The following is a 26,357-nucleotide window of genomic DNA, read 5'->3' as shown; positions in this document are numbered from 1 at the left end:
TACATACCGATTGGTATCACTCAGATACTAGATATAGTTGAAGGGGACCTCAATTATATTAGTAGATCTGAACTGATTTCACTCGAACCTGCGAAAAGGATTTCCAACCTGAATACGGGAGTTTTACTCTCAGCACGCCTTACTTTTGAAGCACCTTCCTTTATTTCTGTGGGCTCAGTCCGGAGCAATGTCTTGTCTCCGGTGACATCTGGGCCTCTAAACGGTTATTACAGTATAACTTGTTTAATCATTAGGGTTTATGTGTTTTATTTCAAAGGCTTGAGAACACTCTCAGCTTTCAGGTGATCTTTTTCCGATATAGATAGATAGAGAAGGAACTCATTAGAGCTGAAAAAGTAACTCCCAGAGTACTGAGCACAGATGTGTTAAGCTGAGAGTTTCAAAGATCTTACAACTATAGCAATAAACCATACCGTTAATGGATTTGTATTGTTTATCTATAGGAGATTGAGGGTCAGGCTAAGATGGCTGGGTCAAATCAAACACGCGTAGTTATATCTGGGATTGGAATTGTTTCTCCCATCGGCATCGGTATCGATCCATTTTGGCAGAACATCTGTGCAGGTACGTCTGGGATTGGTCGTTTAACGTCCATTCCCACTGAGAACCTTCCTTCCAAGCTCGCAGCGGAAGTAAAAGACTTTCATCCAGAGCTGCATGTCTATAACAAAAAATTCCTGAAAGTCATGTCACGCGATATCCAGTTGGGAGTTTCCGCGGCCTCTGACGCAGTGAAAGATGCCGGAATCAAGCGGGGGGTTGTTGATCCGGAGCGATTTGGCGTATCCTTTGGTGCAGGACACATCCCAACAACGCCCGATGAGCTTGTGGCTGCTGTCAAACGATGTGCAGAAGATAATTCCTTCGAAGTCACGCGCTGGGGTGAAGACACGATGGGGCAGATTACTCCCCTGTGGATGCTGCGACAGCTACCCAATATGCCTGCCTGCCATATTTCGATCGAACACAATGCTCAAGGCCCCAACAATACAATTACCAGCCAGGATTCGTCGGCCTTGCTCGCCTTGGCTGAAGCGATGCGGTGGATCAAGCGTGGTGCCGTTGACTGTATGGTCGTGGGCGCCTGCACTTCAAACATCAATCCCGTTGACCTGTCTCGCAAGAATCTGATTGACCTGCTCTCCCGGGATGAAGACCCTAAGCGTGCCTGTCGTCCCTTTGATCGTTTTCGCAATGGTACAATTCTTGGTGAAGGGGCTGCTGCTTTTGTAGTGGAAAACTATGATCACGCAGTTCGTCGCGGTGCTGAAATTTATGCAGAAGTGATCGGTCTGGGAGCTGGCTGTGATGGGAAGTCCCTGAACAACAGCGATGAGGAAAGTGATACTGGTCTGGTGCGTGCAGTCGAATCGGCCATGCGTCAGGCCAACCTGATGCCTCATCAGCTAGGTCATATCAACGCGCATGGGAAGAGCACGAAAATTGATGACCAGGTCGAAGCCCGGGCTTACCATCGTCTGTTTGGCGATGATGCGATTAAGATTCCGATTACGGCTCTCAAGAGCTACTTCGGTCATTTTGACGCTGGATCAGGTGCTGTTGAACTGGCTGCGAGTATTCTTTCGCTCCGGCATGGTGCGACGCCGGCGACTTTGAATTATGAAACTCCCGATCCCTTATGTAATCTGGATGTCATTCATGGTGAAGTTCGTCCCATGTCAAAACGGACAGCCATGACAGTCAGCCGCACCTCGTTTGGTCAAACTGCAGCTGCTATCCTGCGGGCCATCTAGACTAAATCCCGTTTTACTGCAGTGTCTTCATTGCTGTGCGTCTCTCTTTTTTTATGTACGTATGCTTTGAATGGCCAGGAGATGCTGTCCTTAGCCGATCTGGTGTGAGATTTAATCTTTCAGGCGTAAGCTGAAATTGAATCCCCGGGGTATCGCTTTCGTCTGTTCTCACGCTTTTTTACACGCATGAGTACATCCCTCTTGAGAACCTGATTCAATTTAATCAGAATGAATGTTCGAGAAGACTGTTTCGGGTCTTCGCAGGACATCCAATCACGTTCTGATGAATTTAAACGCTCAACATATTCTCAGGAGATTCAGTCATGGCGACAGAGATGCTTGATACCGTAGCCAACACCCCCCAGATCCGACAGACGCAACTTCTGATTGATGGGAAATGGGTTAATTCTGTCAGCGGTAAAACATTCACAACGATTAACCCCGCGACGGAAGAAGTCATTGCTGAAGTGTCCGAAGGGGACGCCGCCGATATTGACCTGGCTGTGAAAGCCGCCCGCAAGGCTTTTGAATCGGGTCCCTGGTCCAAAATGGATGCGCGAGATCGTGGTCGATTAATCTATCGTCTGGCAGACCTGATTGAGGAAAACATCGAAGAACTGGCAGCATTGGAATCACTGGATAATGGTAAACCGATCCGCGACAGTCGTGCTGCCGATTTGCCGCTGGTGATTGACTGCCTGCGGTATTACGCTGGTTGGGCTGACAAGATTGAAGGGACCACCATCCCCATTCGCGGAAACCATTTTTGTTATACCCGACGTGAACCACTGGGTGTCGCCGGGCAGATCATTCCCTGGAATTTTCCATTGTTAATGGTTGCGTGGAAATGGGCGCCTGCTTTGACGGCGGGTTGTACGATTGTGATGAAACCCGCCGAGCAGACACCGTTATCCTGTCTGCGACTGGCAGAACTCGCGCTGGAAGCAGGGATCCCTCCTGGTGTGATTAATGTTGTTCCCGGTTACGGTCCGACAGCTGGTGCTGCACTGGTGAAACATCCGGATGTCGATAAAATCGCGTTTACCGGCGAAGACGCGACGGCCAAAATTATCATGGCAGATGCCGCGGCTACGTTGAAGCGTTTGACGTTTGAACTAGGCGGGAAGAGCCCGAACGTGGTGTTTGCAGACTGTGATCTGGATGCAGCTGTTGCCGGCGCGGAATTCGGCCTGTTCTTCAACCAGGGGCAATGCTGCTGTGCCGGAAGTCGTCTATTCGTGGAAGAGTCGGTGCATGAAGAATTTGTCGCGAAAATCGTCGCGAAAGCGGCTGCACGAAAACTTGGTGATCCGCTGAATCCCGAAACCACGCAAGGGCCCCAGGTAGATCAGGCCCAGATGGAAAAAATTCTAAGCTATATCCAGAAGGGATCAGATGCCGGGGCAAAGTGTGTCACAGGGGGATCCCGCTTTGGCTCGAAAGGCTATTTTGTGGAACCGACGATTTTTGATCATGTGACCGATGAAATGCCGATTGCCACCGACGAGATCTTTGGCCCCGTTTTGAGTATTCTCCCCTTCAAAAATGTGGAAGAGGTTGTCACTCGTGCAAATAACACCCATTTTGGGCTGGCTGCTGCAGTCTGGACCAGTGATGTGAAAAAGGCGCATCTGATGGCCAATCGAATTAAAGCCGGTACCGTCTGGGTAAATTGTTATGATGTGTTTGACGCGGGTGCTCCCTTTGGTGGATTTAAAAGAAGCGGAATCGGACGCGAACTGGGCGCCGCGGGACTGGCCAGTTATACAGAGCTAAAAACGGTGACGATGAATCTTGATTAAGCCGTTTTGATCAGGAAGTCATCTCCTGCGTATTCTGGTCTGATTGCTGAAGGCCGAACTTACTGTCACATAGTAGTTTAGAATCAAATATTTCTAGCGCGGATTAGAGCCTGAGGATCGACCGAAACTGTTGATCTGCTATAATCGGCCCGTATCTGGTCATCGATTACTCAAGAACAGGAAGTTCGGATGGGCTCTTGGCACATTATCTTTACATTGGGAATCTTTCTGGCAGCCGGTCTGTTGTCAGGAACGCTGGGAGAGCTGTTTCGCTTGCCGAAGGTGACTGCCTATTTATTAATGGGTGTGATTCTCGGGCCCGCGATCTTTGATCTGATCCCGCACAAGCATCTGGAAGAACTCAAACCTCTGACCGACCTGGCGATGGCGCTGGTCTTATTTGGCCTGGGGAACCATTTTACGCTCTCCCGCCTGAAACGCCTGTTTCGCCGTGTGCTCCCGATCTCGCTGGGGGAAATTCTAGGTACATTCTTTATCGTGTATGTCGGCTTGCTGCTGATAGGTGAAGCCCATGGTGCCTCGATCCTTCTGGGGGCATTGGCGATTGCAACTGCGCCTGCCACAACAATTCTGGTGCTGAAGGAAATGCAGTCGGAAGGACCGATTTCAGAATATACCGGTATCCTGGTCGCGTTGAATAATTTAGTTTCCATCGTGGCTTTTGAAATTATTTTTGTCGCTGTTTACTTCTTTCAGGGTGACAGTCAGAACACATCTGTATTCACACAGTTAGGCCATCTGGGACTGGATATTTTTGGTTCAATCTTTATTGGTGTGTTCGGCGGTCTGATGATCAGTTATGGGAGTTCGATCATTAAAGGCAGCCGCCGGATGGTCATGTTTATCGCATTGATCGCGATTGCCCTGGGCTTATGTCGCACCACCGGTTTGCCTTACATGCTGACGTTTCTGGCAATGGGATTCACGGTAGCAAACTCATTGACCGAGGAAGAAGTTCCCAAAGTCGAAGCCGAATTATACCCGCTGACCGGGTTTTTGTGTGTCCTGTTTTTTATTATCCATGGGGCCGAATTAAAGCCAACTCAATTCATTGAAGCGGGGCTGATTGGGACCAGCTATATTGTATTTCGTCTGGTGGGTAAATATGTCGGAGTTTATATTCCTGCACGCATGCGAAAGGAAGAGCCAGAAGTCTCAGCCTGGCTGGGCACGACTCTGTTTGCCCAGGCGGGGGCCGCAATTGCGTTATCCCAAATTGCTTTCACCCGCGATCCAGTGTTGGGCGGACATCTCAAGACGATTATTCTGGGCTCCGTTGTCTTCTTCGAAATTGTGGGGCCGATTATGATCCGCCAGTCTGTGCTGCGGGCAGGTGAGGTTCCGCTGATCAACGCGATCCATCACACGGCCGGTGATCCGATCAGCGAATTCCAGTCAATGATACGTCGCTTTCTGGTCTCTTTTGGTCTGCTTTCTGAAATTGATCAGCCTCCGGACCAGATTCTGGTGGAACAGCTTTACCGCAAAAATGTAAAAGGCATCGCGCAGACGGCGACCTTTAATGAAGTAATCTCTTTTATTGAACACAGCCACGATAATACCTTTCCCGTACTTGGTCCCCAGGATGAAGTAGTGGGAGTGATTCGCTATCAGGATTTAAGTAATACTCTGTTTGATCCTAAAATCGGATCGCTGGTCCGGGCAGCCGACCTGGCGAATAGCCTGGAAACTGTTGTATATCCTGATGATTCGCTGGCGCGTGTCTGGACTAAATTTCGAGAAGATTCATATGACTGTTTACCCGTTGTATCACGCGAGCAGCCACATCGGATGCTGGGGGTGATTCGGCGTTGGGAAATTTTAAAATATTACATTAAAGGACATCGATCTGCTCAAAGCAGTGACTTAAAGTCATAGTGATGAGTGAGTCGATTGAAGCCGGCAGACCATGTGTTGCTCACTGATTGGAATTGAATACACCATCTACAGTAACAGGATCCTGTCCTGTTTTCAGAAACTGACCACACTCAAATAGAGGAAAATTGTTGTGAAACGAGTTGCATTAGTTACCGGGATTAATGGTCAGGATGGATATTACCTGTCGGCGTTTCTGAAAAGTAAAAACTATGAAGTCCATGGTATTACATCCTGCAGTAAACCGGGAATTGGTGAGCCACCTGAGAATTGCTATTACTGTGATTTCGCAGATGGCTCCAATCTGAATGAAATTATGGATAAGGTGAAACCTGATGAGGTTTATCATCTGGCGGCTCAAAGCCATGTCAGACTCTCGTTTGATATTCCAGTTTACACCGCTGAGGTTACAGGTGTCGGGACACTGCGACTACTGGATGCCATCCGTTACTTTGAACAGCAGAATGATAAACAGGTCCGTTTTTATCAAGCCTCTTCCAGCGAGATGTTTGGCAAGGTGGTTGAAACACCACAAAGTGAAACAACACCTTTCCATCCACGTAGTCCTTACGCGTGTGCGAAAGTCTTTTCCTACTGGCAGACGATTAACTACCGTGAATCCTACGGAATGTTTGCCTGCAACGGGATCCTGTTCAACCACGAATCTCCCCGTCGCGGCGAGGCATTTGTGACCAGGAAAATTACCCAGGCAGTCGCACGAATTAAGCTGGGATTACAGGAAAAACTGTACCTGGGAAATATTGATGCGAAACGTGACTGGGGATTTGCCGGTGATTATGTGGAAGCAATGTGGCTGATCCTGCAGCAGGAGAAACCGGATGATTTTGTGATAGGTACAGGGGAGACACATTCTGTTCGTGAATTTCTGGAAGCGGCATTCGGTGCAGTGGAACTGGACTGGAAAAAATACGTGGAAATCGATCCACAATTTTACCGTCCCGCAGAAGTCGAACTGCTGTGTGCCGATCCAACCAAGGCACGTGAGAAACTGAAGTGGGAACCCAAGGTCTCGTTCGAGGATCTGGCTCGAATGATGGTTGAAGCAGATCTGAAACGGACCCAGCAGGAAAAAATTCTGAACGAGTCTGCTAACTGAATCGAATTTTTCCCAACCTCTTCCCGCGCGGATCAGCACAATGTCAGTTCGAACCGAGATTGAAGAACTTCGTAAGCAGCTCGAACATCATAATCGGCTGTATTATCTCGATGCGAAAACGGAAATCAGCGACCGTGAATACGATCGGTTAATGAAGCGGCTGGAACAGCTTGAAACTGCGCATCCCGAGTTTGATTCTCCGGAGAGTCCCTCCAAAAAAGTAGGGGGCGCACCGATTGAGGGCTTTCAGACAGTCGCTCACCGCTTACCGATGTTATCGATTGATAATATTTTTGAGCTCGAAGGCCTGGCTGAGTTCGAAACCCGAATCTGCAAACTGCTGGGAGAGGAACAGGTTGAACTTACCGCCGAGTATAAAATTGATGGCGTTGCGGTTTCTCTGATTTATCAAGAAGGGCGACTGATTCAGGGACTGACGCGGGGAGATGGCCAGCAGGGAGATGACATCACCCACAATGTGCGGACCATGACAGGAGTGCCATTACGGCTTGAGACAGGGAGTCCCCCGGAGCTGCTGGAGGTCAGGGGGGAAGCCTATATCAGCAATTCTGATTTTCAGGCGTTGAACGTTGAAATGCAGGCACAGGGGAAGGAACCGTTCGCAAACCCGCGGAATACAACCGCGGGTGGATTAAAACTTCTGGATCCTAAGCTATGTGCCAAACGTAAGATTCGTTTCTTTGCCCATGGTATTGGCGCAATGGTTGGCGCTGATTTTCAGACCCACATTAATTATCTGGCTGCCATCCAGGAGATGGGAATCCCCGCGACACCGGATGTAAAAGCGTTTCCCAACTTAAAAGCGATGATGGCACACATCCAGGCAATGATGGATGGCCTGCATACACTTGATTTTGAAGTGGATGGCATTGTTTTGAAGGTCAATCGATTTGAGCAGCGGGACGAGTTGGGAAATACTTCGAAAAGTCCACGCTGGGTGGTAGCATATAAATGGGAACGCTACGAAGCAGTCACCAGGGCCGAGTCGATTGTCTTCCAGGTCGGGAAAACCGGAACCGTAACACCGGTTGCCAATCTGGAACCGGTGCCGATTGCAGGAACCACGGTTTCCCGGGCCAGCCTGCATAATCGTGATGAAATGGAACGTCTGGGAATTCAGATCGGCGACTGGGTGGTCGTAGAGAAAGCGGGTAAAATTATTCCGCATGTCGTCCGCGTGGAAGAACATCGTCGTGATGGCAGTCAGCAGGAACTGGATTTCCCGACTCATTGCCCGGAATGTAATACCTTGCTGGTTCAGGATGAAGGAGGGGTCTATATCCGCTGCCCCAATCCTGACTGTCCTGCCATGCTGCGCGAAACTCTGCGATATTATGCATCCCGCCAGGCGATGGATATTGAAGGCATGGGCATCAAGATGGTTGAACAGTTGATTGAGCAGGGGCTGTTGAAAGGCCTGGCTGACATCTATCGATTGGACAAGCATTATGGTGAACTGGTAGCACTCGAACGACAGGGGGAAAAGTCGATCGAAAATCTACTGGCGGGAATTGAAAATTCAAAAACGCAACCACTCTGGCGCCTGTTGACAGGTCTGAATATCAGGCATGTGGGATCGAGCAATGCCCGGATTCTGGAAAAACAGTTCGGTACACTCGATGAGATCGCGGAGCAGAGTGTAGAAGAACTGGCGGCCGTCGATGAGATCGGACCCGTCATTGCTGAATCCGTTTATAATTTTTTCCATTCGGATTTCGGTTCCAGTCTGATAGCTGATTTGAAAGCAGCCGGGCTGAATATGGGAAATCCGGTTGAAAAACGGGAAGAGTCTTCCGGGATACTGGATGGAAAAACGCTGGTAGTGACGGGGACATTGACGCAATTTACCCGGGATGAAGCGAAAGAACTGATTCGTAAACATGGTGGGAAGGCTTCCGGGAGTGTCTCTTCCAAAACTGACTATCTGGTAGCAGGTGAAAAGGCAGGCAGTAAACTGGCGAAAGCGGAAGAGCTGAATGTGACTGTCTTATCAGAAACCGAATTTTTGGAACTGCTGGGTGAAACAGGGTAGACACGATTCGGTTTAATCAAAATCAGGAATCAACTGAGTCAGGTTCATCTCATGCAGGCGTGCCAGTCGCTGCTGTAGATTGGTTTCTGTTTGATAGAGCTGGTCCAGATCCCAGAGATCCATAAAGACTCGTCCCTGGTTTAGCCGCAGACAGGATTCCAGTGTCGTTTCGATGGACCTGAAAGCAGGCAGGCTGTATTGACCGCTCTGCTCCAGTTGTTCCAGCATACCGTTTCCTGCGCGGGTAGGAATAATGGAACAGCAGGAGACTCCCAGTGAAAAGGCATACTCCACTGAGCGGATCGCCCAGTCAATTCCCTCCTGTTCTTCCTGAAATGGAGGTTTCAATAGAATGAATGCCCTGGTGTGTATCGCATGCTTTAATAAAAAATCGTTGGCGCGGGCGAAATCATCCAGCGTCATTTTTTTATTTAACGCCTTTAGAATCTCCGGATGGACTGTTTCCAGCCCCAGCGCGATTTCCAGTTCTCCAGTGAGTTGTTGCTGGAAGTCCAGGCAGGACTGATTGCAGAGCAGGGGATGATTTTCCACTATCACCCGGTCATAGTTTTGTACCAGCGTGGCAATGTCAGGCAGATCTTCCGGGGGAATGGCTTTGACATCAAAAAAGTTTCCGCTGTTATATAGTTTGATCTGACTGGCGGGGGGCAGGTTCTCGAGTGCATAGCGGATTTGTTCGATAATCTGCCCTGGTTTGAGGGACTCGTCCAACGTGTTTTTCCAGAGATCACACATCAGGCAGCGAAAGGGGCACTCCCGATTTGTCAGAAAGATCGTGGAAATTTCGGCAGTCTGGCCTGCTGCGGCAGGCTCGGTTTCATTCAAAAACGCATACGGACGGTGCGGGGAGACTCTATTTTTGGGAGGACGTGCTGAAAGAATCCGTTCGTCGCTGAAAGTGGGGTAAGGCATTTTCATGAATCAAGTTGGTGATCATTGTTCATAGATCGCGAGCAGAGATTGGCGGTAGACTTTTTCTGAATCGGAAAACAGCGAATTAAAAGAATCATAATTCACAGTGCCTTCCTGAAAACGCCGCTTGGGATAGACGGGCATGGAATATCCTGTTACCTGTTTTACACCGCGTGAAACAATATCGCCTTTGAGTGCGTAAAGTTTCTTATGATCCCATTCAGTCAGTTCGATATAGGGAATCCCTTCTGCGACTTCAATGACATTCGGGAGTGCATAAGGGCTGAATCCACTAAAACCCAGACTACGCGCCGGGGCATACGTTCTGACATGTCCGCGACTCTGGCCACCTGAATAAGTTAGTGAATGCTTAACGGCCTCTACTCCCCAGCCTTCCTGGTAAAGCATCAGGTTATTGAGGACACTGCGAATGGTCAGTTCCTGGTTTGCTTCAATCGGGTAGTCTTTGAGATTTTCATCACCGCCATCGCCGTCGATCAGATATTTCCAGCGGGGATAAAGTTCCCGAATCTTTTTGCATAAGCCATAGGTCATGGTCGCAGCCTGAACGTCCAACTGTTTATAGTCCTCAAGGACACGAATTGTTTCCTGGCAGTTGAGAGTTTCCTGGGGAACATCGACTACTTCCAGAAACAGGCTGAGATTCATCTGTTCCAAAAACTGTCTTGCCTGTCTGTAGTCACTGCCTTCTCCATCAATCGACAGCGAGAACGCTTTCAAGCGTGACGGGGATTCCTTCCGCATCAGCAGGGCATGATAGACGAGCAGGAAGATCGCGCCGCTGTCGACTCCGCCTGAGAATAAAACACCGATCGGTTGTTGTGATGGAATCGTATCAAGCCACTTGTGAATTTCCTGCGAGACCGCACTGATATACTGTTTTCCAATCTCATCCAGTCGGTTGGGAAGCCGATTGCGCGCCGGTGTAAAGAAGCGTGTTGTTTTCGGATTCGGATCGGGGCAGCCGATCAATTGCAGTTCCAGAATATAATGCGCGGGAACCATTCGGGTATAGGATGGATGGAACTGATCGTCCAGACCTTCGCTTTTGAGAAATTCATAAATTTCATCAATCCGTTCAGCAATAATCAGGCAGGGGCCTTCAGTCCGTTTTGCCAGAAAGAACCGCATCGGTCTGCCAATCGAGCGAGCCATACGGACGCAAGTGCCGTTCTTATGTACCAGCGCGAACTGACCGTCAATTTGACGTACCTGTTCTGCAGAACCGGTGCCTACAAGTTCAGTGGCTTCTTCAAACGACATATTGAAGATCAGGTTTGCATCGGCGTCCAGCAGGTTGACTAGACGTTCTATATATTCTTCGTGAACCATTAAGAAATCGATTCTGAGATTTAAATTGAGTGATTTAGGTGACTCTGGGTGTGCCGCTGATTTTATGAATCCGGTTCTGAAATGAAAACAGCAATCAATAGTATGCTTTTCTTTTTAAGAAAGATTTAGAATCCCAACTGTTTATGTGTCAATTGTTTCCGATTCAATTGATTCTGTTTACTTTAAGCAGGTACAGTAAACAGATTAGATTGAGCGACAAAAAAGCTGGGGTTGAGATCCCGTAATTGGTCTGGTAGTTTACAATTACATATGGGAGATCATTTATGAGAGAAAATTTGTCTATAGCGAATCTTTCGCGGCGTCATTTTTTACAACTTGGCTCTCTGGGAGTCGCAGGTGGACTCGTTTCAGGAGTGATGCCTGAAGTTGTCGCCAGCTTTCCGCAGGCTTCGAAACAGCAATCTGTGGTGATGATCTACCTGCCGGGGGGGCCGACACAGTTTGAGACCTTTGATCCCAAAGCGGGTGCTCCGAGTGAGATTCGTGGTTCCTTTGCGTCGACACAGTCGCGCGTACCGGGAGTTCAATACTGTGAACTCCTGCCCGAGTTATCAGCGATTGCAGATAAATTCTCGATCGTGAGGACGCTGGTCGGGATGGAAAACCGACATGAATCGTTCCAGTGTTATACGGGACGCGCTGGTGGGCGAACCGAAGATGGTGAGCCGGCTGGTGGCTGGCCTTCATTTGGATCGATCGTTTCTCAGCTGCTGGGACCTGGGAGAGGAGGCATGATTCCCTACGTCGATGCCGCTCCTAAAATGAGCTACAACCCTTACAATAATAATGGAAGCCATCTGCAGGGGAATCCGTCCTGGCCTGGTTTTACCGGCTACAAGCATGTTCCCTTTGCGCTGGAAGGCGAAGTTAAATCGGATCTGATATTGAATGGCATTGATCTGAATCGTTTTCATGAGCGCCGTGCATTACTGGAAACAGTCAAACAGAATCAATTGAATTTTACAGCAGACGGCATTGATAATTTTCAGGAACAAGCGTTTCAGATGCTTTCTTCAGGCCGTTTCGCTGCAGCCATGGATCTGGAACAGGAATCCCAGGCCGTGCGAGACCGCTACGGTAAACTGCAAAAGACGGATCCGAGCTTTGGTGGCGCCCCGCAAAGCCCGCAGCATTTATTGCTGGCGCGACGTCTGATCGAGGCGGGAGTCCGTTGTGTGAGTGTTGCGTTTGGGGCCTGGGACTGGCACGCCAACCGTGAAGGCACGATTGAATACCTGTCGCGAAAATATTTACCCGTATTTGATCATGCTCTCGCTGTTTTTTTGCAAGATCTGGAGGAACGGGGATTGCTGGAACAGACGACTGTCATCGTCTGGGGAGAGTTCGGCAGGACCCCACGCATCAATGCTAAAGGGGGCCGTGATCATTGGCCGGGAACACAGTCTGTGCTGCTCGCCGGTGGCGGTATTCAGGGCGGTCGCGTGGTGGGACAAACAGATCGTGTGGGAGGAGTGCCTCTGGATCGTCCCGTACATGTTCAGGAAATCTTTGCGTCGCTCTATCAGAATCTGGGAATTGACTTCACCACGGCCCAATTCACAGATCTCTCTGGCCGTCCTCGTTATCTGATTGACGATGATAAACAACCAGTTCGTGAACTGTACTAATGAGACGACTCTCGCATTCTCTGCCTGCGCGAAGATCAGTTCTCCCTCCGAATGCCAGAAGAAGGCAACTGGTTTCTAAGTCTCGTTAAGATAGTTGCTTAGGTTTATGCTAATTCTAAGTTCATAGAGAGGAACTATGAAAGCGAACCGTTGACGCTACAATATTTTCGAATATACTGCAGGCTAAGCTGAGGCTGCGATCTTGCGCCTGGATCTCATTCAGATGCCCGACCTCAGTGCGCTCGAAACGCCCAAGATCTAAACCGCTCTTCATTTTTCCAGAAGTCATTCCATTATGTTAAACAGCGACGGACCACGGATATCTCCCCCCCGGTCTCTGAAAATCAGTACCGATAAAACAAATGAACCATTTCGCCAGGCGCTGGGACTGGATGAAAATGGGAATTCGACCTGTAATGAAGACCGTGATGAGATCCTGCGGTATCTCAATCTGCAGTTAATCGCCAACGGTTACCCGGCCGCTTTAACTGATGCAGACCGTACCTTCGCGGAAGTCGCGAAGGGTTTACTGGAAAATCACCGTCAGAAAAATCGTCTGCTGGTAAACCACCGTTGTCCGGCAGACCAGCGGATTGAAAAATTTCTGCAGTCTCACTTCAGTGATGTGCCCGGCGGGGGCGATCTGAATTTACCTGGTCGGACACTGGTGCTTGATCGGTTCGGCCTGGCACGCGAATTGTCACTGCCCATTGAACATGACGAGTTTTTCAGTGATCTGGTACAATCCTACCGGGTCAAGAACGGTGTGCTGCATAATCCGAAGCACGACCGCCGAACGACAGTTGGAACGTTCCATGTCACCGAAGGCGGACTGCCGATTGCTGGTGATAAACGAGCGGTTCCACGCGCGACCTTTGTGAAGATGTTCCAAAGCGCGATGGCGCCCCCTGAAGATCTGAAACTGTTTCCATTTACTTCACGTCAGGAAGAACCGGCTTCAGGCTGGGCTTCCTTGTTGTTGCGCCCGATCGTCTGTCCGGAAGTGAAAGGGGTGACCCCTGAAAAACGGATGGAAGTTCGTTTCTTCGCCCCCGGAACTCTTGTGAGTAACCTGGATTTTGTGGAATCGATTTTTGGCAACGCCGGCGACCCGTATGTGCCAATCAATGATTCCGGCCTGGACGTGATGCACTGGACCGGACATACCGGTGCCGTGATCCTGGCACCGCATTTGACGACGCTGACGAAAAAAGAAGTCGGTTTACCTCACTGGGATGATGCGACAGCACGCCAGCAACGGGACAGCATGTGCTGGAAAAAGGAAGACGAACTCTATAACGACGGGATGGCATTCAAGATGACCTGTCGTACCGATGCCGGTGTGATTGTCACCTTGATTGCCGATAACTATTTCGGCTACTGCAAAAAAGAAGTCAAAACCCAGATCAGTTACTCCGCGAACCTGTTTGGAAATGCGGAAGAAGAGCATGCTGGTGGAACGATGGCCTATCCCAGTTACAATCTGGGTGAAGGCTTTCAGATGAACAGCGTTCGCTATAACGGCCGTACCTTAAAAGATGTCCTCAATGATTATGGAGATCATATTGACGGCAAGGAAGAGGGATACGGAATCGATCAGAATTATCCAGAACTGATCTATATTCCGGAAGATGCCTACGCCAGTCTGCCTGAACAATGTATCCGCTGGACACGCGATGGCAGGCAGCATTCAATTCCCTTGTTGCCCGGGAATGTGTATATGGCTCCTTCCGGGTATCACCTGCGAATGGAAAAACACCCGGCAGCCCCCTCTTGGCGTATTGTGGGTACTACAGGTGAGGGTATTTTCTGTCATAAACCGTGTACTGTGTCCGGTGGTGGTAAGAGCGAAATCAGTAAATCACTGATGGACTACATGCTCTATGGTCCCGTGTTTGTTTCCAACTACGAACAGGACATGGAATACGTCCGTGAGATCATCGAGAAAGATTATTCCGACCGCTGGCTGGAACCACTGCCTTCAGGTCATCCCAATCTGCGCCCGAGCCGCAAAGTTCTGGATCAGAATCGTTCGCTGGGGAGTGTGATCAAACTGTTGACTCCGTCGCCGGCTTATACTGCTGAGTTTAACGAATGGCTGAATGACATTCCCGATCATATCCGGGCACTGGTATTCATTATCAAGCGGATTTACTGGTCTGACTGGGGACAGGACTGGGACGACCATTTCGGCGTGGATATCGTGAATGGCACTTTCGGGCATGAGCTGAAGTACCGGGAACGCAAGCTGGTGGGAACCTATCTGCGAGTCGGTCTGTTTTCATTATCTGGCTGGCGTACGTTCAAAGTCCGACAGGATTTCATCGCTTCGATGAAAATTCAGACAGAGGATGACATCAGTGCCTCTGTCGTGGTTCCCGCGCGTGCTTTAAATCATCTGGCAGAAGGGGAAAAATTTGAAAGCTGTAAATTTGTAATTAACAGCGAGTATCGCCTGTTCCAACGGCCCGATGATGCGATCGTCCGCGGCCTGGACAAGCAGACTGAAGCCGATCTGTCTCGACCAGGTAACTTCATCTCGAACTTTGAACCGCTGACGAATGAGCAGGTTCGCGAGATGAGCAAGTACGTGGTCGACTTTGACGCCTTCAGCCCGCCGATGCAGGAAATGCTGAAAGCGGCAGAAGAATCAAACAGCAGCTATGTCGTCTGTTCGGCGAATCCCCGCCAGATCGATGGAAAACCTACAAAAAATCCACGTTATCTGCAGATTCGTCCTGACTTGGTCAAACCTCTAAATACCTATGTCGCGAAGATGGCCACTCGCCTGTTTCGGGCGATTCCAGCCGATGAGCCGGTCCATAATCCGGTCAACGCGGTTATGCTGGGACGCCGCAACAATCCACCCGATAAGGAAAAGGGAATTCGCAGCCTTGCCGTCTATTCACCGATTCATTATCAGGAACTGCCCGAGCTGTTCATGGATTTTGTCTGTTCTCTGACAGGGAAAAGCCCTTCCACAACCGGCGCGGGGAGTGAAGGGGCCTTGACCAAAGGTCCGTTCAACGCATTACGTCCGGCTGCAGATTTGAATAGTGCCCTGGTCGGATTTATTCTGACTGGGTATGCCGGTTTTTCAACGGCCGCCGGTCATATCGGACCGAATGTACGTGTAGACCATGATATCAGCCTGCTGATTCCGGAAATCTGGTGTCGCATGTCAGCCGAAGAACGTGATCCGCAATTTCTGATTAAAGAGGGTCTGCTGGAACCGATCGAAGATTTCAATCATGGGGGACAACAGATCCCTGCGAGTCGCCTGGGATATCGGATCACCTATAAATTCCTGCTACGGTTCTTCGGGCGTGTCTTTGATAATCCTGCCTCGGTCTTTGATGAGACGATTCTCAAGCCGGAAAAACAGGATCTGGAATCGTTTGTAGATGGAATCCAATACATTGCGGAAGCACAACAGCGTGTGGCGAAGCAGTACTTTGAAGATGGTTCCTATGAAGAGGCCTGTCCTCCGTTGCAGGCGATACTTTCTATTATGGCACATGGAAACTGGCAAGGCCATACGATTCACGATCCCGAAGTCCGGTCCCTGTTTACCCGGGAGTCGTTACTGAAGAGTGAGTGGTATCAGAATCGCCTGCTGGCACGTCAGGAACGCGAGGTCGCATTGTTGAAACGTCATCTGGAGTATCTGGATGCTTTCGCAGTGCATCCGGGATATGACCGGGAAGTGACTCGACTTTATATTCCAGAACGACGCGAGTGGGTTGAGCAACAACTGGCTCATGTATCTTCCCCGGCATACCTGGAGGAACTATCAGGTATGATCGGTGCGCAACCACGAGCAGATTTGAATCTGTGTACTGAATAAAGCAGTGCACGAGCGGTTTCGTTTTTCAGATGATCTGCTAAAATGCCTGCTGTCACCGTATCCTGGTGGTCAGAACTGGTGTCTTAGTCAATGTCTGACTGCGCGCCGAGGCTGTCCCGTTGTGCCATGCGCGTGCATCCTGGTAGCCAGTGACGCGGTAAAATCTAGTGGAGTGTCATATTTAAATTTTGGGGTGATATCTATCACGAGAGTGCGACAGCGGAGCACGTAAACAACACTCCCAACCCTCAATTTCAAGCTTGACAAAGCACTAGATCGCATCACATTTAACCATAGCGGCTCTCAAACTATTATACTCGGTTCAAATAGCCCTGGAGACGCTACAATAAAACTGGACACAGTCTAGTTCATCCCCAGTCAATCCCCTTTAAGACAGTTAGTACAGGTTTCTCAGGTATGTCCGATCGCGCTGCTCGCATTGAAGCTCTCTACGCCGCCATTCAGAAACGAATTCTGATACTGGACGGGGCAATGGGAACCATGATTCAGAATCACAAGCTGAATGAAGCTGACTATCGGGGGACACGGTTCGCCGATTATCACATGGACATTGCGGGGAACAATGACCTGTTGACCCTGACACAACCGGATATTATTCGGGGAATTCACCGCGAGTACCTCGAAGCGGGCGCGGATATCATCGAGACCAACACCTTTAATGGAACGCGGTTGTCTCAGAGTGATTACCAGATGGAGTCTCTGGTTCACGAGCTGAATCAGGAATCGGCACGACTGGCACGGGAAGTCGCTGATGAGATTACGGCAGACAATCCGGATAAGCCACGCTGGGTCGCTGGTATTCTGGGGCCCACGAGTCGTACCTGCTCGATCTCTCCTGATGTGAACGACCCCGGTGCCCGTAACGTAACTTACGATGAACTGGTCGAAAATTATCTGGAATCCATCGATGGTCTGGTCAAGGGAGGAATCGACCTGATTCTGATCGAGACCATTTTCGATACGCTCAATGCCAAGGCAGCAGTTTTCGCAGTAAAATCCTATTTTCAACGGGAAAACATCGAACTTCCGATCATGATTTCGGGGACCATTACAGATGCCTCTGGACGAACTCTGTCTGGTCAGACCACCGAAGCCTTCTGGAATTCACTCGCGCATGCAAAGCCGTTTTCAATCGGTTTAAACTGTGCACTTGGTGCCCAGGAACTGCGGCAGTACGTCAAAGAGCTCTCACGTGTTGCTGATACTTACATTTCTGCCCACCCCAACGCGGGGCTACCTAATGAATTTGGTGAATACGATCAGTCAGCAGCAGAGATGGCCGAGATCGTCGATGAATTCGCCGAAAGCGGTTTCCTGAATATTCTGGGGGGATGCTGCGGTACGACGCCGGCGCACATTAAAGCGATCGCGGAGGCGATGGAAAAACATTACCCGCGCCCGATTCCGGAGATTGAGCCTGCGCTACGACTTTCCGGACTGGAACCTTTTAATGTCACGAAAGACAGCCTGTTTGTAAATGTCGGAGAGCGCTGTAACGTCACCGGATCGGCCCGTTTTAAACGACTCATTAAGGAAGACGATTACGACACGGCCCTGGAAGTGGCGTTAGAGCAGGTTCAAAACGGCGCCCATGTCATGGATGTCAACATGGATGAAGGCATGCTGGATGCCGTCAAAGCGATGACCCTGTTTCTGAATCTGGTTGCAACTGAACCGGAAATCGCCCGTGTGCCGGTGATGGTGGACTCATCCAAATGGGAAGTCATTGTAGCTGGCTTGAAGTGCATTCAAGGCAAACCGATTGTGAATTCGATCAGCCTTAAAGAAGGGGAAGCAGAATTTCTGGAACGGGCCCGGCTCTGTCAGATGTATGGAGCTGCCGTGGTCGTCATGGCATTTGACGAAGAAGGGCAGGCCGATACCCAGAAGCGGAAAACGGAAATCTGTGAGCGTTCTTATAATCTGCTGGTAAATGAAGTGAACTTTCCCCCTCAGGACATCATCTTCGACCCGAATATCTTTGCGGTTGCGACAGGCATCGACGAACATAACAACTATGCCGTTGATTTTATCGAAGCGACGCGCTGGATTCGTCAGAACCTGCCTTACGCGAGTGTCTCGGGGGGAGTTTCGAACGTCTCTTTTTCATTCCGGGGAAACAACCCGGTGCGTGAAGCCATTCACTCGGTCTTTTTGTACTACGCGATTCAGGCCGGGATGAATATGGGGATCGTGAATGCCACTCAGTTAGCGGTTTACGATGATCTGCCCGCCAAACTCAAGGATCGCGTGGAAGATGTAATCCTGAATCGGACCCCGGAAGGTACAGAAGCATTACTGGCGATTGCTGAAGAGTACCGTGGCGATGGGAAAGCCGGATCCAGTAAAATGGAAGATCTTTCCTGGCGGGAACTGCCGGTAACCAAACGCATTGAGCATGCTTTAGTGAAAGGGATCTCTACTTATATCGTCGAAGATGCAGAACTCGCGCGCCAGGAACTGCCTCGACCTCTGGATGTGATCGAAGGCCCCCTCATGGACGGCATGAACGTGGTCGGGGATCTGTTCGGCGCAGGGAAAATGTTTCTGCCTCAGGTGGTGAAGTCGGCACGGGTCATGAAGCAGGCGGTCGCTTATCTGCAGCCCTATATCGAGATGGAAAAACAGGAAGAGAGCAAGCCCAATGGACGCATTCTGATGGCGACTGTCAAAGGGGACGTACACGATATCGGCAAAAATATCGTGGGTGTTGTACTGCAGTGTAATAATTTTGAAGTCATCGATCTGGGAGTGATGGTTCCCTGTGAGACGATCCTTAAGACGGCGCGGGAGAAACAGTGTGATGTGATTGGGCTGTCAGGCCTGATCACACCCTCGCTGGATGAGATGGTCACAGTGGCGGCCGAGATGGAACGTCAGGGCATGGACCTGCCTTTGATGATCGGCGGTGCGACGACTTCTAAAGCGCATACGGCGGTGAAAATTGAACCACAATACACGCGAAATCAGGTCGTATACGTTTCCGATGCATCGCGAGCCGTGGGAGTTGCGGCGGCTTTGATCTCGGAGGAACAGTATGCTGACTATGTTGCGAAAATCAAGGCGGAATATGTGACTGTTCGCGAACGGGTGGCCAATCGCAAACCGCAGGGGACCCCGGTTCCTTATGCAGAAGCGGTCACTCAGGGAGTACAGATCGACTGGGAGAATTATACTCCCCCCAAGCCTGCATTTACCGGCACTCAGGTACTGGATGATTATCCTCTGGAAAAACTGGTCGACTATATTGACTGGACGCCGTTCTTCATCAGCTGGAATCTGGTCGGAAAATACCCACGAATTCTGGAAGACGAACTGGTTGGGGAAGCCGCTCGTGACCTGTTCGAAAGCGGGCAGGCCATGTTAAAGAAGATCATCGACGGGAAACTGCTCAAAGCTCGGGCTGTCATTGGTTTCTGGCCGGCGAATCGTGTGCAGGGAGATGACATTGAGGTCTATGCAGATGAAAAACGTGGCGATGTCATTGCGAATCTGCATCATATTCGTCAGCAGGTACGCAAGCGGGGACAGGAAGAGAAGCCCCTGATGTCACTGGCGGATTTCATTGCGCCGAAAGAAACCGGACAAACAGATTATATCGGCGGTTTTGTAGTCACTGCAGGAATCGGGGCTGAAGAACTGGCGAAGTCGTATGAAGCAGACCATGATGACTACAGCAGTATTATGGTCAAAGCGCTGGCCGATCGACTGGCCGAAGCCTTCGCCGAACATCTGCATGCACGCGTCCGCAGAGAATTCTGGGGATATGCGGCTGAGGAGTCTCTGAGCAATGACGCATTAATTAAGGAAGAGTACCAGGGTATTCGTCCTGCGCCCGGCTATCCTGCCTGTCCCGATCATACGGAGAAGGCAACATTGTTTAAGATGTTGAATGCGGAAGAAGAGATTGGTGTGAAGCTGACAGAGCACTTTGCGATGTACCCGACCGCAGCGGTGTCCGGCTGGTATTTCTCTGCTCCCGAATCCCGTTATTTCCACACGGGAAAAATTGATCGGGATCAGCTGGAATCGCTGGCAAAGCGAAAAAACATGAGCCTCGAAGACATGGAACGCTGGTTGCGTCCCGTACTCGCGGACTAGAATGTCCCGTTTTACTGTAGCCGCTCCACGGTGATTTAGACCGAGTAGAATGAATTGAGAGATGCTATGGTGACATGTGATATACTCTAATCAGCGGGCAGGGTAGAACTCAGGCGGGATTGATCTGAAAGCCCCGATCCTGTTTCTGTCGGGGTTCCCATTTTTGAATCTCAGTCGATCCGGTTTGACAGTCTTCTGCGAACAGAATTCTGCCAAGTACGAACCAGAAGTCAGACAGGCGATTGAGAAACTGGGGTACGGCTGGATTCACTGCTTCTTCAATCTCCCAGACGTGAATTTCGGCCTGTCGCACCAGGGTGCGGATATCATGAGAGATGAGCACTCGCAGACTGCCTTGCGGGAGAATGAATGAATCCAAAGGTTCAAGTGCCGGCGTGAGACTGGCAATCAGTTCGGTCAGTTCTTCCACCGATTCCTGAGGAAAACGTACGCGGTCTTCGCCGTCAGTGATCGGTGTGCTGATATCAGAGCCGAGATCATACATTTCCTGTTGAAATGAAGTGGCCAGTTGTCCCAGGTTGATCTGACAACTGGTTTCTTCTGGTAGTTTCACCTGCAGGATCTGGTCTTCGCAGGCGTGAATAAAATAACCCAGTTTGACAGCCACCTGTTCGACAGACGCTAAAGCTTTGATCCGGGTGCTGGCTTTCGCAATCCGCGAGCCATCATTGAGGTAGGTTTGCCCCTCATCCCCGGTTTTGGTGACGATCATATTCAGATGCACTGTTCCACGTTCCGCCACGATTGTATTCCTCTATCAGACAATATTCGCCTGATGTATTACCGGTTGATCAGACAGTGAGATAAATGACAGGTTTAAGAATGTATCATAGTCCGTTTTAGTCAAAGAAACGCATCAGAGAAGTGAGAAATGACATTTTCATGGCTGGATTATGAAATCATATGCAGTAAATTCGTTTTAACTGGAAACCCGTGGGTTTTCAGTTTGAATGCTGCAGCGACAGAACAAATATGAGACTTTACAAGCTTGGTGAGAGTCTATATACTTTTGACCGAAGCCCAGTCCTTCAAGGAATTTCGGGCTGCAGGAGAGGTGGCAGAGTGGCCGATTGCACCGGTCTTGAAAACCGGCGTGCCGAGAGGTACCGGGGGTTCGAATCCCCCCCTCTCCGTTTTTGAAAAAAGCCGATGAGCTCTTATTAACAGCTCATCGGCTTTTTTCGTCTGGCGAACGTCTTATCCCTTTCACTGGATTGGCTGGTGTGCTGACACAGAAATGTTTTCCAGGTAGTTTGAGAAGAGTGACATCTGGGAATTCGGGCTGCCGCCGAAAAGGGACGCCCTGATTTTTTTTTCTGATCTTATTTCTGACGAGCATTGATAATTTTGATCAGTGCTTTTTCAGCATGCTTCTTATCAGGCATCGATCACACTGTAACCCTTCACAGGGACAGGCAAATGTGGCTGAAATCATTCAGGGCTGTTCAGTCAGTTGCTTTTCATTACAATTCTGATAAGACCTGAGGGATAGGAACGAAATTCGCAATTAGAGTATCAGAAGCGTAATTCTGGTGCAGAGATATTGATTCCCGTGCAGGAAAGCAATATTCTTGCGCACATCCTGCAAAATATTCGGGCACGCCTGCCTCTGCCTGACCGTTAACAAAGTATATACATTTATGTCTGAAGTAGAATGGGATCGTCTTGTCACCGAATCGGAGCGTGGACCTGGTGCCAACTGGAAACGCTGGGGACCGTACCTGGCTGAGCGTCAGTGGGGAACAGTCCGCGAGAGTACGGCGGATAGTGATCCTTGGTTGAATTTCACCCATGAAGGAGCGACCTGGCGCACCTACCGCTGGGGAGAAGATGGACTGCTGGGAATTTGTGATCGGCAGTGCCGACTCTGTTTCGGTCTGGCTTTGTGGAATGGCAAAGACCCCATTCTGAAAGAGCGACTGTTCGGTCTCACCGGGCCGGAAGGCAACCATGGGGAAGACGTCAAAGAGGCTTATTACTACCTGGATTCAACGCCTTCACATTCGTATCTAAAGGCACTCTATAAATACCCGCAGGATGAATTTCCTTATGCAAAGCTCCGCGAAGAAAATGCGAAGCGTTCACGGAAAGAGCCTGAATACGAATTAACCAATACCGGGATCTTTGACGAAGCGCGTTACTTCGATGTTCAGATCGAATACGCCAAAGCGGCTGACGAAGACATCCTGATTCGCATCACTGTATTTAACCGCGGGCCAGAGGAGGCACCGCTGCACTTACTGCCGACCTGGTGGTATCGCAATACGTGGAGCTGGGGAGAAACTCTGGAGCGCCCCAAACAAAAGCCAAGCCTGGCGAAACTCGAAGCGGACCGGTTGCTGGCGAAGCATGAATCGCTGGGCGACTTTCAGCTGGTTGCGGACGTGGGACCAGACGGTAAACTTCCGCAGTGGATGTTTACCGAGAACGAAACAAACACCTGGCGATTTGATGATCCCAACAGCAAGCGTCCTTCCTGCAAGGATGCGTTCCATCTGTCAGTGGTGGAAGGTATCGAAGGCGTGGTGAACCCACGACCGAAGGGAACGAAATCAGCCGCCCATTATCAGTGTACGGTCCCTGCTGGCGAGTCCGTCGAGTTTCGCTTTCGCATGTCGGCGGTTGCTGAATTGCCTGACGAAGCCTTTGGCTCCGGGTTCAATGATGTATTCAAACAGCGGATTGATGAAGCGGACCGCTATTCTAGCTCGCTGGTTTCGCCGGGACTCTCCGCGGACGAACAGCAGATTATGCGTCAGGCTGATGCCGGGCTGTTATGGACAAAACAGTTCTATCACTACGTGATTCCCCGCTGGTTGAAGAATCCACGCAAAGGGGAAGACGAGACCCCGTCACCGGGGCTGCCGAGCCCGCGGAATGCGGACTGGGGGCACTTGTACAACCGGAATATTATTTCGATGCCTGACAAGTGGGAATACCCGTGGTATGCCGCCTGGGATTCGGCATTTCACCTGATCCCGTTTGCCAAAATCGATCCCTACTTTGCAAAAGAGCAGGCGATCCTGTTTCTGCGCGAATGGTACATGCATCCCAACGGTCAGTTGCCCGCTTACGAGTGGAACTTCAGCGATGTGAATCCACCCGTACATGCCTGGGCCTGCTGGCGTGTGTACCAGATGACCGCGTCTAACGGTGATCGCGATCGGAACTTCCTGGAACGCGTGTTTCAGAAACTGCTGTTGAATTTTACCTGGTGGGTGAACCGCAAAGACATCCGCGGCAAGCATGTTTTCAGTGGTGGCTTCCTCGGTCTGGATAACATTGGTATCTTCGATCGCTCCAAGCCACTGCCGACAGGGGGACACCTGGAACAGGCCGACGGGACCGCGTGGATGGCGTTCTACTGTTCGAGCATGCTGTCAATTGCCTTTGAACTGGCAGATGGAAACCCCGCTTATGAAGACATGGCCTCGAAATTTTTCGAGCATTACGTTTCGATCGCCGAAGCGATGAATTCGCTGGACGGAACCGGCCTGTGGGATGAAGAGGATGGGTTTTATTACGATCATCTGCACCTGGATGGTCGAAGTATCCCGCTGAAAATTCGTTCGATTGTGGGGTTGATTCCGCTGTTTACCGTTGATGTGCTGTTCGATGAGACCATTGATAAGCTGCCTGGTTTTCGCAAGCGGATGGACTGGTTCCTTAAAAGCCGTCCCAATCTGACCAAATTCATGACGTACATGGAACGTGATCAGGAGACTGAAAACTGCGGCCGCCGATTGCTGGCGATTCCTACCCGCGAGCGTCTGCTGCGCATGTTGCGTTATCTGCTGGACGAAGACGAGTTTTTATCAAACTACGGGATCCGGTCACTTTCGAAATTCCATGAAGAGCATCCGTTCGAATACGACTTGAATGGAGAACGACTGCGTGTGCAGTATATGCCGGCGGAGTCGGACAGTGGGTTGTTCGGGGGTAACTCCAACTGGCGCGGGCCGATCTGGTTTCCGCTCAACTATCTGTTGATTGAAGCGCTGGAACGCTATCACCTGTTTTACGGGAAATCGCTGCGGGTGGAATGTCCGACACGCTCGGGGAATTACATGGATCTGCAGGAAGTGGCCGACGAAATCCGCAAGCGTCTGTCGAATCTGTTCCTTTCGAAAGAGGATGGGGGACGTCCCAGCTACGCGCGGACCGATAGCTTGTTGAATGATCCGCACTGGCGGGACCTGGTTTTGTTCTACGAATATTTTGATGCGGAAACAGGACGCGGTTTAGGTGCCAGCCATCAGACCGGCTGGACAGCATTGATTTCACCGATTCTGGGAACACTGGCCAGTCGCTGTAAAGAGAGTGAGCAAAGCAAGCAGACTGCACCGGGAACGATGCAGCCTCAGGAAGACGAGCTGGATACTTAACTTGCGGGAGCTGACTCCACTTTCACGACTGCTAAATTGATCAGGGAGATGAAATCGAGTAGCCTTTATGGCTGGTTCTGTTTTCTTTCCCCGTGTCACCTGCAATCGATGGAATCCCTTATGCTGCTCAAATCGAACTATCTCTTTTGTCTTCTTACATTTGCCGTGTCTGGTTTTACTTCCGGTCCCATGTTATCTGCAGAAGAATATACGGAGAAACCCGGCACGCAAGGCAATGGCAATTTTGTGATTGGACCGAAATATCAGATTGCTCCCGATTTGACTGACCAGGGAAATCCGAAGGGAAAAAGTTTCGAATTCTCAATGCCTCTGGCGGACAGCAAAATCTTTCCCGGCACCGATAAGACACTCGACCCGAAAAAGCCGGTAAGGGAAACTCGCAAGATTTTCGTCTACGTTCCCGCAGAATACAAAGATGGTACGAAAGCGCCGATTCTGGTGACGCATGACGGGCCGAGCCGCATGGACCTGGTTCGCAATGCCCTGGATAACCTGACGATCTCCAAAGACCCCGCACGCAGGCTGCCAGCGTTTATCGTGATTGGCGTGCAGAATGGCGGTAACGACGGCAAGGGGAGTGAGCGTGGACTGGAATACGATACAATGTCCGACCGCTATGCCCGCTTCATCAATGACGAAGTCCTGCCAGCGGTGCTTAACAACAAAGAGATCAAAGCTGCTTACCCCCATATTGCTTTTACCGACAATCCCTGGGGCCGGGCTACCATGGGCTGCAGTTCGGGCGGAGCGGCGGCGCTGACAATGGGCTGGTTCCGTCCCGATTTGTTCCGTCGCCTGATTACCTATTCCGGCACGTTCGTCGATCAGCAGGACGACGATGCCCCTGAAGAAGCAGAGTTTCCCCTGGGGGCCTGGGAATACCATTCCAGCATGAAGTTGATCGAAAACAGCGACAAGAAGCCGCTGCGAATCTTCACGCACGTCGCCGAAAACGACCTCCGTGCCAACGACCCTGAAGAAACTTATCACAACTGGGTGATGGCCAATAAGCGAACCGCCGCTGCCCTCAAGGCCAAAGGCTACGACTACCGCTACGTTTTCAGCAAATGCACCCGACACTGCGACCGCAAAGTTTTCGAACAGACTTTGGCTGACACCCTGATCTGGACCTGGCGCGGCTGGCACGCTGAGTGATTTGACTGCGGACCATGAACCACACGATCAATCAGCAGAGTAAGTGAATAGAAGGGGTGGGCCCGAATGTAATTCGGGCCGAGCGCAGCGAGCAGGAAACTGTCAGAGAAAGCGTCTGGTATAGTGACAAATCCGGGGAGGCCCCTTAAAGTCTCCTAATTTAAGAGAATTGAGGCAAGACAAAGGGGGGGGACCGAAAATGAGACACCGGCGTCTGACCCTTTCAAA

At 50.4% G+C, this 26,357-nt stretch carries 13 protein-coding genes and 1 tRNA gene; 11 read left to right on the top strand and 3 right to left on the bottom strand.

Features of this window, described 5'->3' with window-relative positions; all coding sequences use genetic code 11:
- The first annotated feature begins 485 nt into the window (after nt 1-485).
- The 5 genes from ACN0YH_RS00890 to ligA all read left to right on the top strand — a co-directional run bounded on the left by ACN0YH_RS00890 (nt 486) and on the right by ligA (nt 8,643).
- Complete coding sequence (locus ACN0YH_RS00890; RefSeq protein WP_417377670.1) at nt 486-1,775, top strand: beta-ketoacyl-[acyl-carrier-protein] synthase family protein; 1,290 nt, start codon at nt 486-488, stop codon at nt 1,773-1,775.
- A 323-nt stretch (nt 1,776-2,098) separates the two neighbouring features.
- On the top strand, nt 2,099-3,577 hold the full coding sequence (locus ACN0YH_RS00885; protein ID WP_417377669.1) for an aldehyde dehydrogenase family protein: 1,479 nt from the start codon (nt 2,099-2,101) through the stop codon (nt 3,575-3,577).
- A gap of 189 nt (nt 3,578-3,766) precedes the next feature.
- A complete protein-coding gene (locus ACN0YH_RS00880) occupies nt 3,767-5,476 on the top strand; it encodes a cation:proton antiporter (RefSeq protein WP_417377668.1) in 1,710 nt (569 codons plus the stop codon).
- A gap of 130 nt (nt 5,477-5,606) precedes the next feature.
- Entirely contained in the window at nt 5,607-6,590 is a 984-nt protein-coding gene (gene gmd / locus ACN0YH_RS00875) for a GDP-mannose 4,6-dehydratase (RefSeq protein WP_417377667.1), read from the top strand.
- Nucleotides 6,591-6,630: 40 nt separating this feature from the next.
- Nucleotides 6,631-8,643: an NAD-dependent DNA ligase LigA gene (ligA, locus tag ACN0YH_RS00870; RefSeq protein ID WP_417377666.1), complete on the top strand. Its 2,013-nt coding sequence runs from the start codon at nt 6,631-6,633 to the stop codon at nt 8,641-8,643.
- A gap of 12 nt (nt 8,644-8,655) precedes the next feature.
- Here the strand turns inward: ligA and ACN0YH_RS00865 are convergent, their stop codons facing one another.
- A complete protein-coding gene (locus ACN0YH_RS00865; protein ID WP_417377665.1) occupies nt 8,656-9,576 on the bottom strand; it encodes a radical SAM protein in 921 nt (306 codons plus the stop codon).
- A gap of 21 nt (nt 9,577-9,597) precedes the next feature.
- Nucleotides 9,598-10,929, bottom strand: coding sequence for an asparagine synthase-related protein (locus ACN0YH_RS00860; protein WP_417377664.1), 1,332 nt, complete (start codon nt 10,927-10,929; stop codon nt 9,598-9,600).
- Between the two features lie 284 nt (nt 10,930-11,213).
- On the opposite strand from ACN0YH_RS00860, the gene ACN0YH_RS00855 reads away from it, so the two are divergent.
- From ACN0YH_RS00855 to metH, 3 genes are all read left to right on the top strand, one after another.
- On the top strand, nt 11,214-12,578 hold the full coding sequence (locus tag ACN0YH_RS00855; RefSeq protein WP_417377663.1) for a DUF1501 domain-containing protein: 1,365 nt from the start codon (nt 11,214-11,216) through the stop codon (nt 12,576-12,578).
- A gap of 295 nt (nt 12,579-12,873) precedes the next feature.
- On the top strand, nt 12,874-16,425 hold the full coding sequence (locus tag ACN0YH_RS00850) for a hypothetical protein (RefSeq protein WP_417377662.1): 3,552 nt from the start codon (nt 12,874-12,876) through the stop codon (nt 16,423-16,425).
- A gap of 417 nt (nt 16,426-16,842) precedes the next feature.
- Nucleotides 16,843-20,547: a methionine synthase gene (gene metH, locus ACN0YH_RS00845; RefSeq protein WP_417377661.1), complete on the top strand. Its 3,705-nt coding sequence runs from the start codon at nt 16,843-16,845 to the stop codon at nt 20,545-20,547.
- A gap of 109 nt (nt 20,548-20,656) precedes the next feature.
- Here metH and ACN0YH_RS00840 read toward each other — a convergent pair whose 3' ends face one another.
- On the bottom strand, nt 20,657-21,310 hold the full coding sequence (locus ACN0YH_RS00840; protein WP_417377660.1) for an ATP:cob(I)alamin adenosyltransferase: 654 nt from the start codon (nt 21,308-21,310) through the stop codon (nt 20,657-20,659).
- 306 nt (nt 21,311-21,616) lie between these two features.
- Here ACN0YH_RS00840 and ACN0YH_RS00835 point away from each other — a divergent pair.
- From ACN0YH_RS00835 to ACN0YH_RS00825, 3 genes are all read left to right on the top strand, one after another.
- A tRNA-Ser gene (locus tag ACN0YH_RS00835) sits at nt 21,617-21,701 on the top strand.
- 507 nt (nt 21,702-22,208) lie between these two features.
- Nucleotides 22,209-24,953, top strand: coding sequence for an MGH1-like glycoside hydrolase domain-containing protein (locus ACN0YH_RS00830; RefSeq protein WP_417377659.1), 2,745 nt, complete (start codon nt 22,209-22,211; stop codon nt 24,951-24,953).
- Nucleotides 24,954-25,073: 120 nt separating this feature from the next.
- Entirely contained in the window at nt 25,074-26,129 is a 1,056-nt protein-coding gene (locus ACN0YH_RS00825) for an alpha/beta hydrolase (RefSeq protein WP_417377658.1), read from the top strand.
- Nucleotides 26,130-26,357 lie beyond the last annotated feature (228 nt).

It is taken from the genome of Gimesia sp., assembly GCF_048262075.1.
Classification (GTDB): Bacteria; Planctomycetota; Planctomycetia; order Planctomycetales; family Planctomycetaceae; genus Gimesia.
The sequence above is the reverse complement of the archived record's forward strand: the minus strand, read 5'-3'. Positions and strand labels throughout refer to the sequence as shown.

What these genes read in the sequence shown, in the direction of transcription:
- ACN0YH_RS00850 (WP_417377662.1), top strand. Translation starts at nt 12,874, where the DNA reads ATGTTAAACAGCGACGGACCACGGATATCTCCCCCCCGGTCTCTGAAA.
- ligA (WP_417377666.1), top strand. Translation starts at nt 6,631, where the DNA reads ATGTCAGTTCGAACCGAGATTGAAGAACTTCGTAAGCAGCTCGAACAT.
- ACN0YH_RS00860 (WP_417377664.1), bottom strand. Translation starts at nt 10,929, where the DNA reads ATGGTTCACGAAGAATATATAGAACGTCTAGTCAACCTGCTGGACGCC.
- ACN0YH_RS00885 (WP_417377669.1), top strand. Translation starts at nt 2,099, where the DNA reads ATGGCGACAGAGATGCTTGATACCGTAGCCAACACCCCCCAGATCCGA.
- ACN0YH_RS00855 (WP_417377663.1), top strand. Translation starts at nt 11,214, where the DNA reads ATGAGAGAAAATTTGTCTATAGCGAATCTTTCGCGGCGTCATTTTTTA.
- ACN0YH_RS00825 (WP_417377658.1), top strand. Translation starts at nt 25,074, where the DNA reads ATGCTGCTCAAATCGAACTATCTCTTTTGTCTTCTTACATTTGCCGTG.
- ACN0YH_RS00890 (WP_417377670.1), top strand. Translation starts at nt 486, where the DNA reads ATGGCTGGGTCAAATCAAACACGCGTAGTTATATCTGGGATTGGAATT.
- metH (WP_417377661.1), top strand. Translation starts at nt 16,843, where the DNA reads ATGTCCGATCGCGCTGCTCGCATTGAAGCTCTCTACGCCGCCATTCAG.
- ACN0YH_RS00865 (WP_417377665.1), bottom strand. Translation starts at nt 9,576, where the DNA reads ATGCCTTACCCCACTTTCAGCGACGAACGGATTCTTTCAGCACGTCCT.
- ACN0YH_RS00880 (WP_417377668.1), top strand. Translation starts at nt 3,767, where the DNA reads ATGGGCTCTTGGCACATTATCTTTACATTGGGAATCTTTCTGGCAGCC.
- ACN0YH_RS00830 (WP_417377659.1), top strand. Translation starts at nt 22,209, where the DNA reads ATGTCTGAAGTAGAATGGGATCGTCTTGTCACCGAATCGGAGCGTGGA.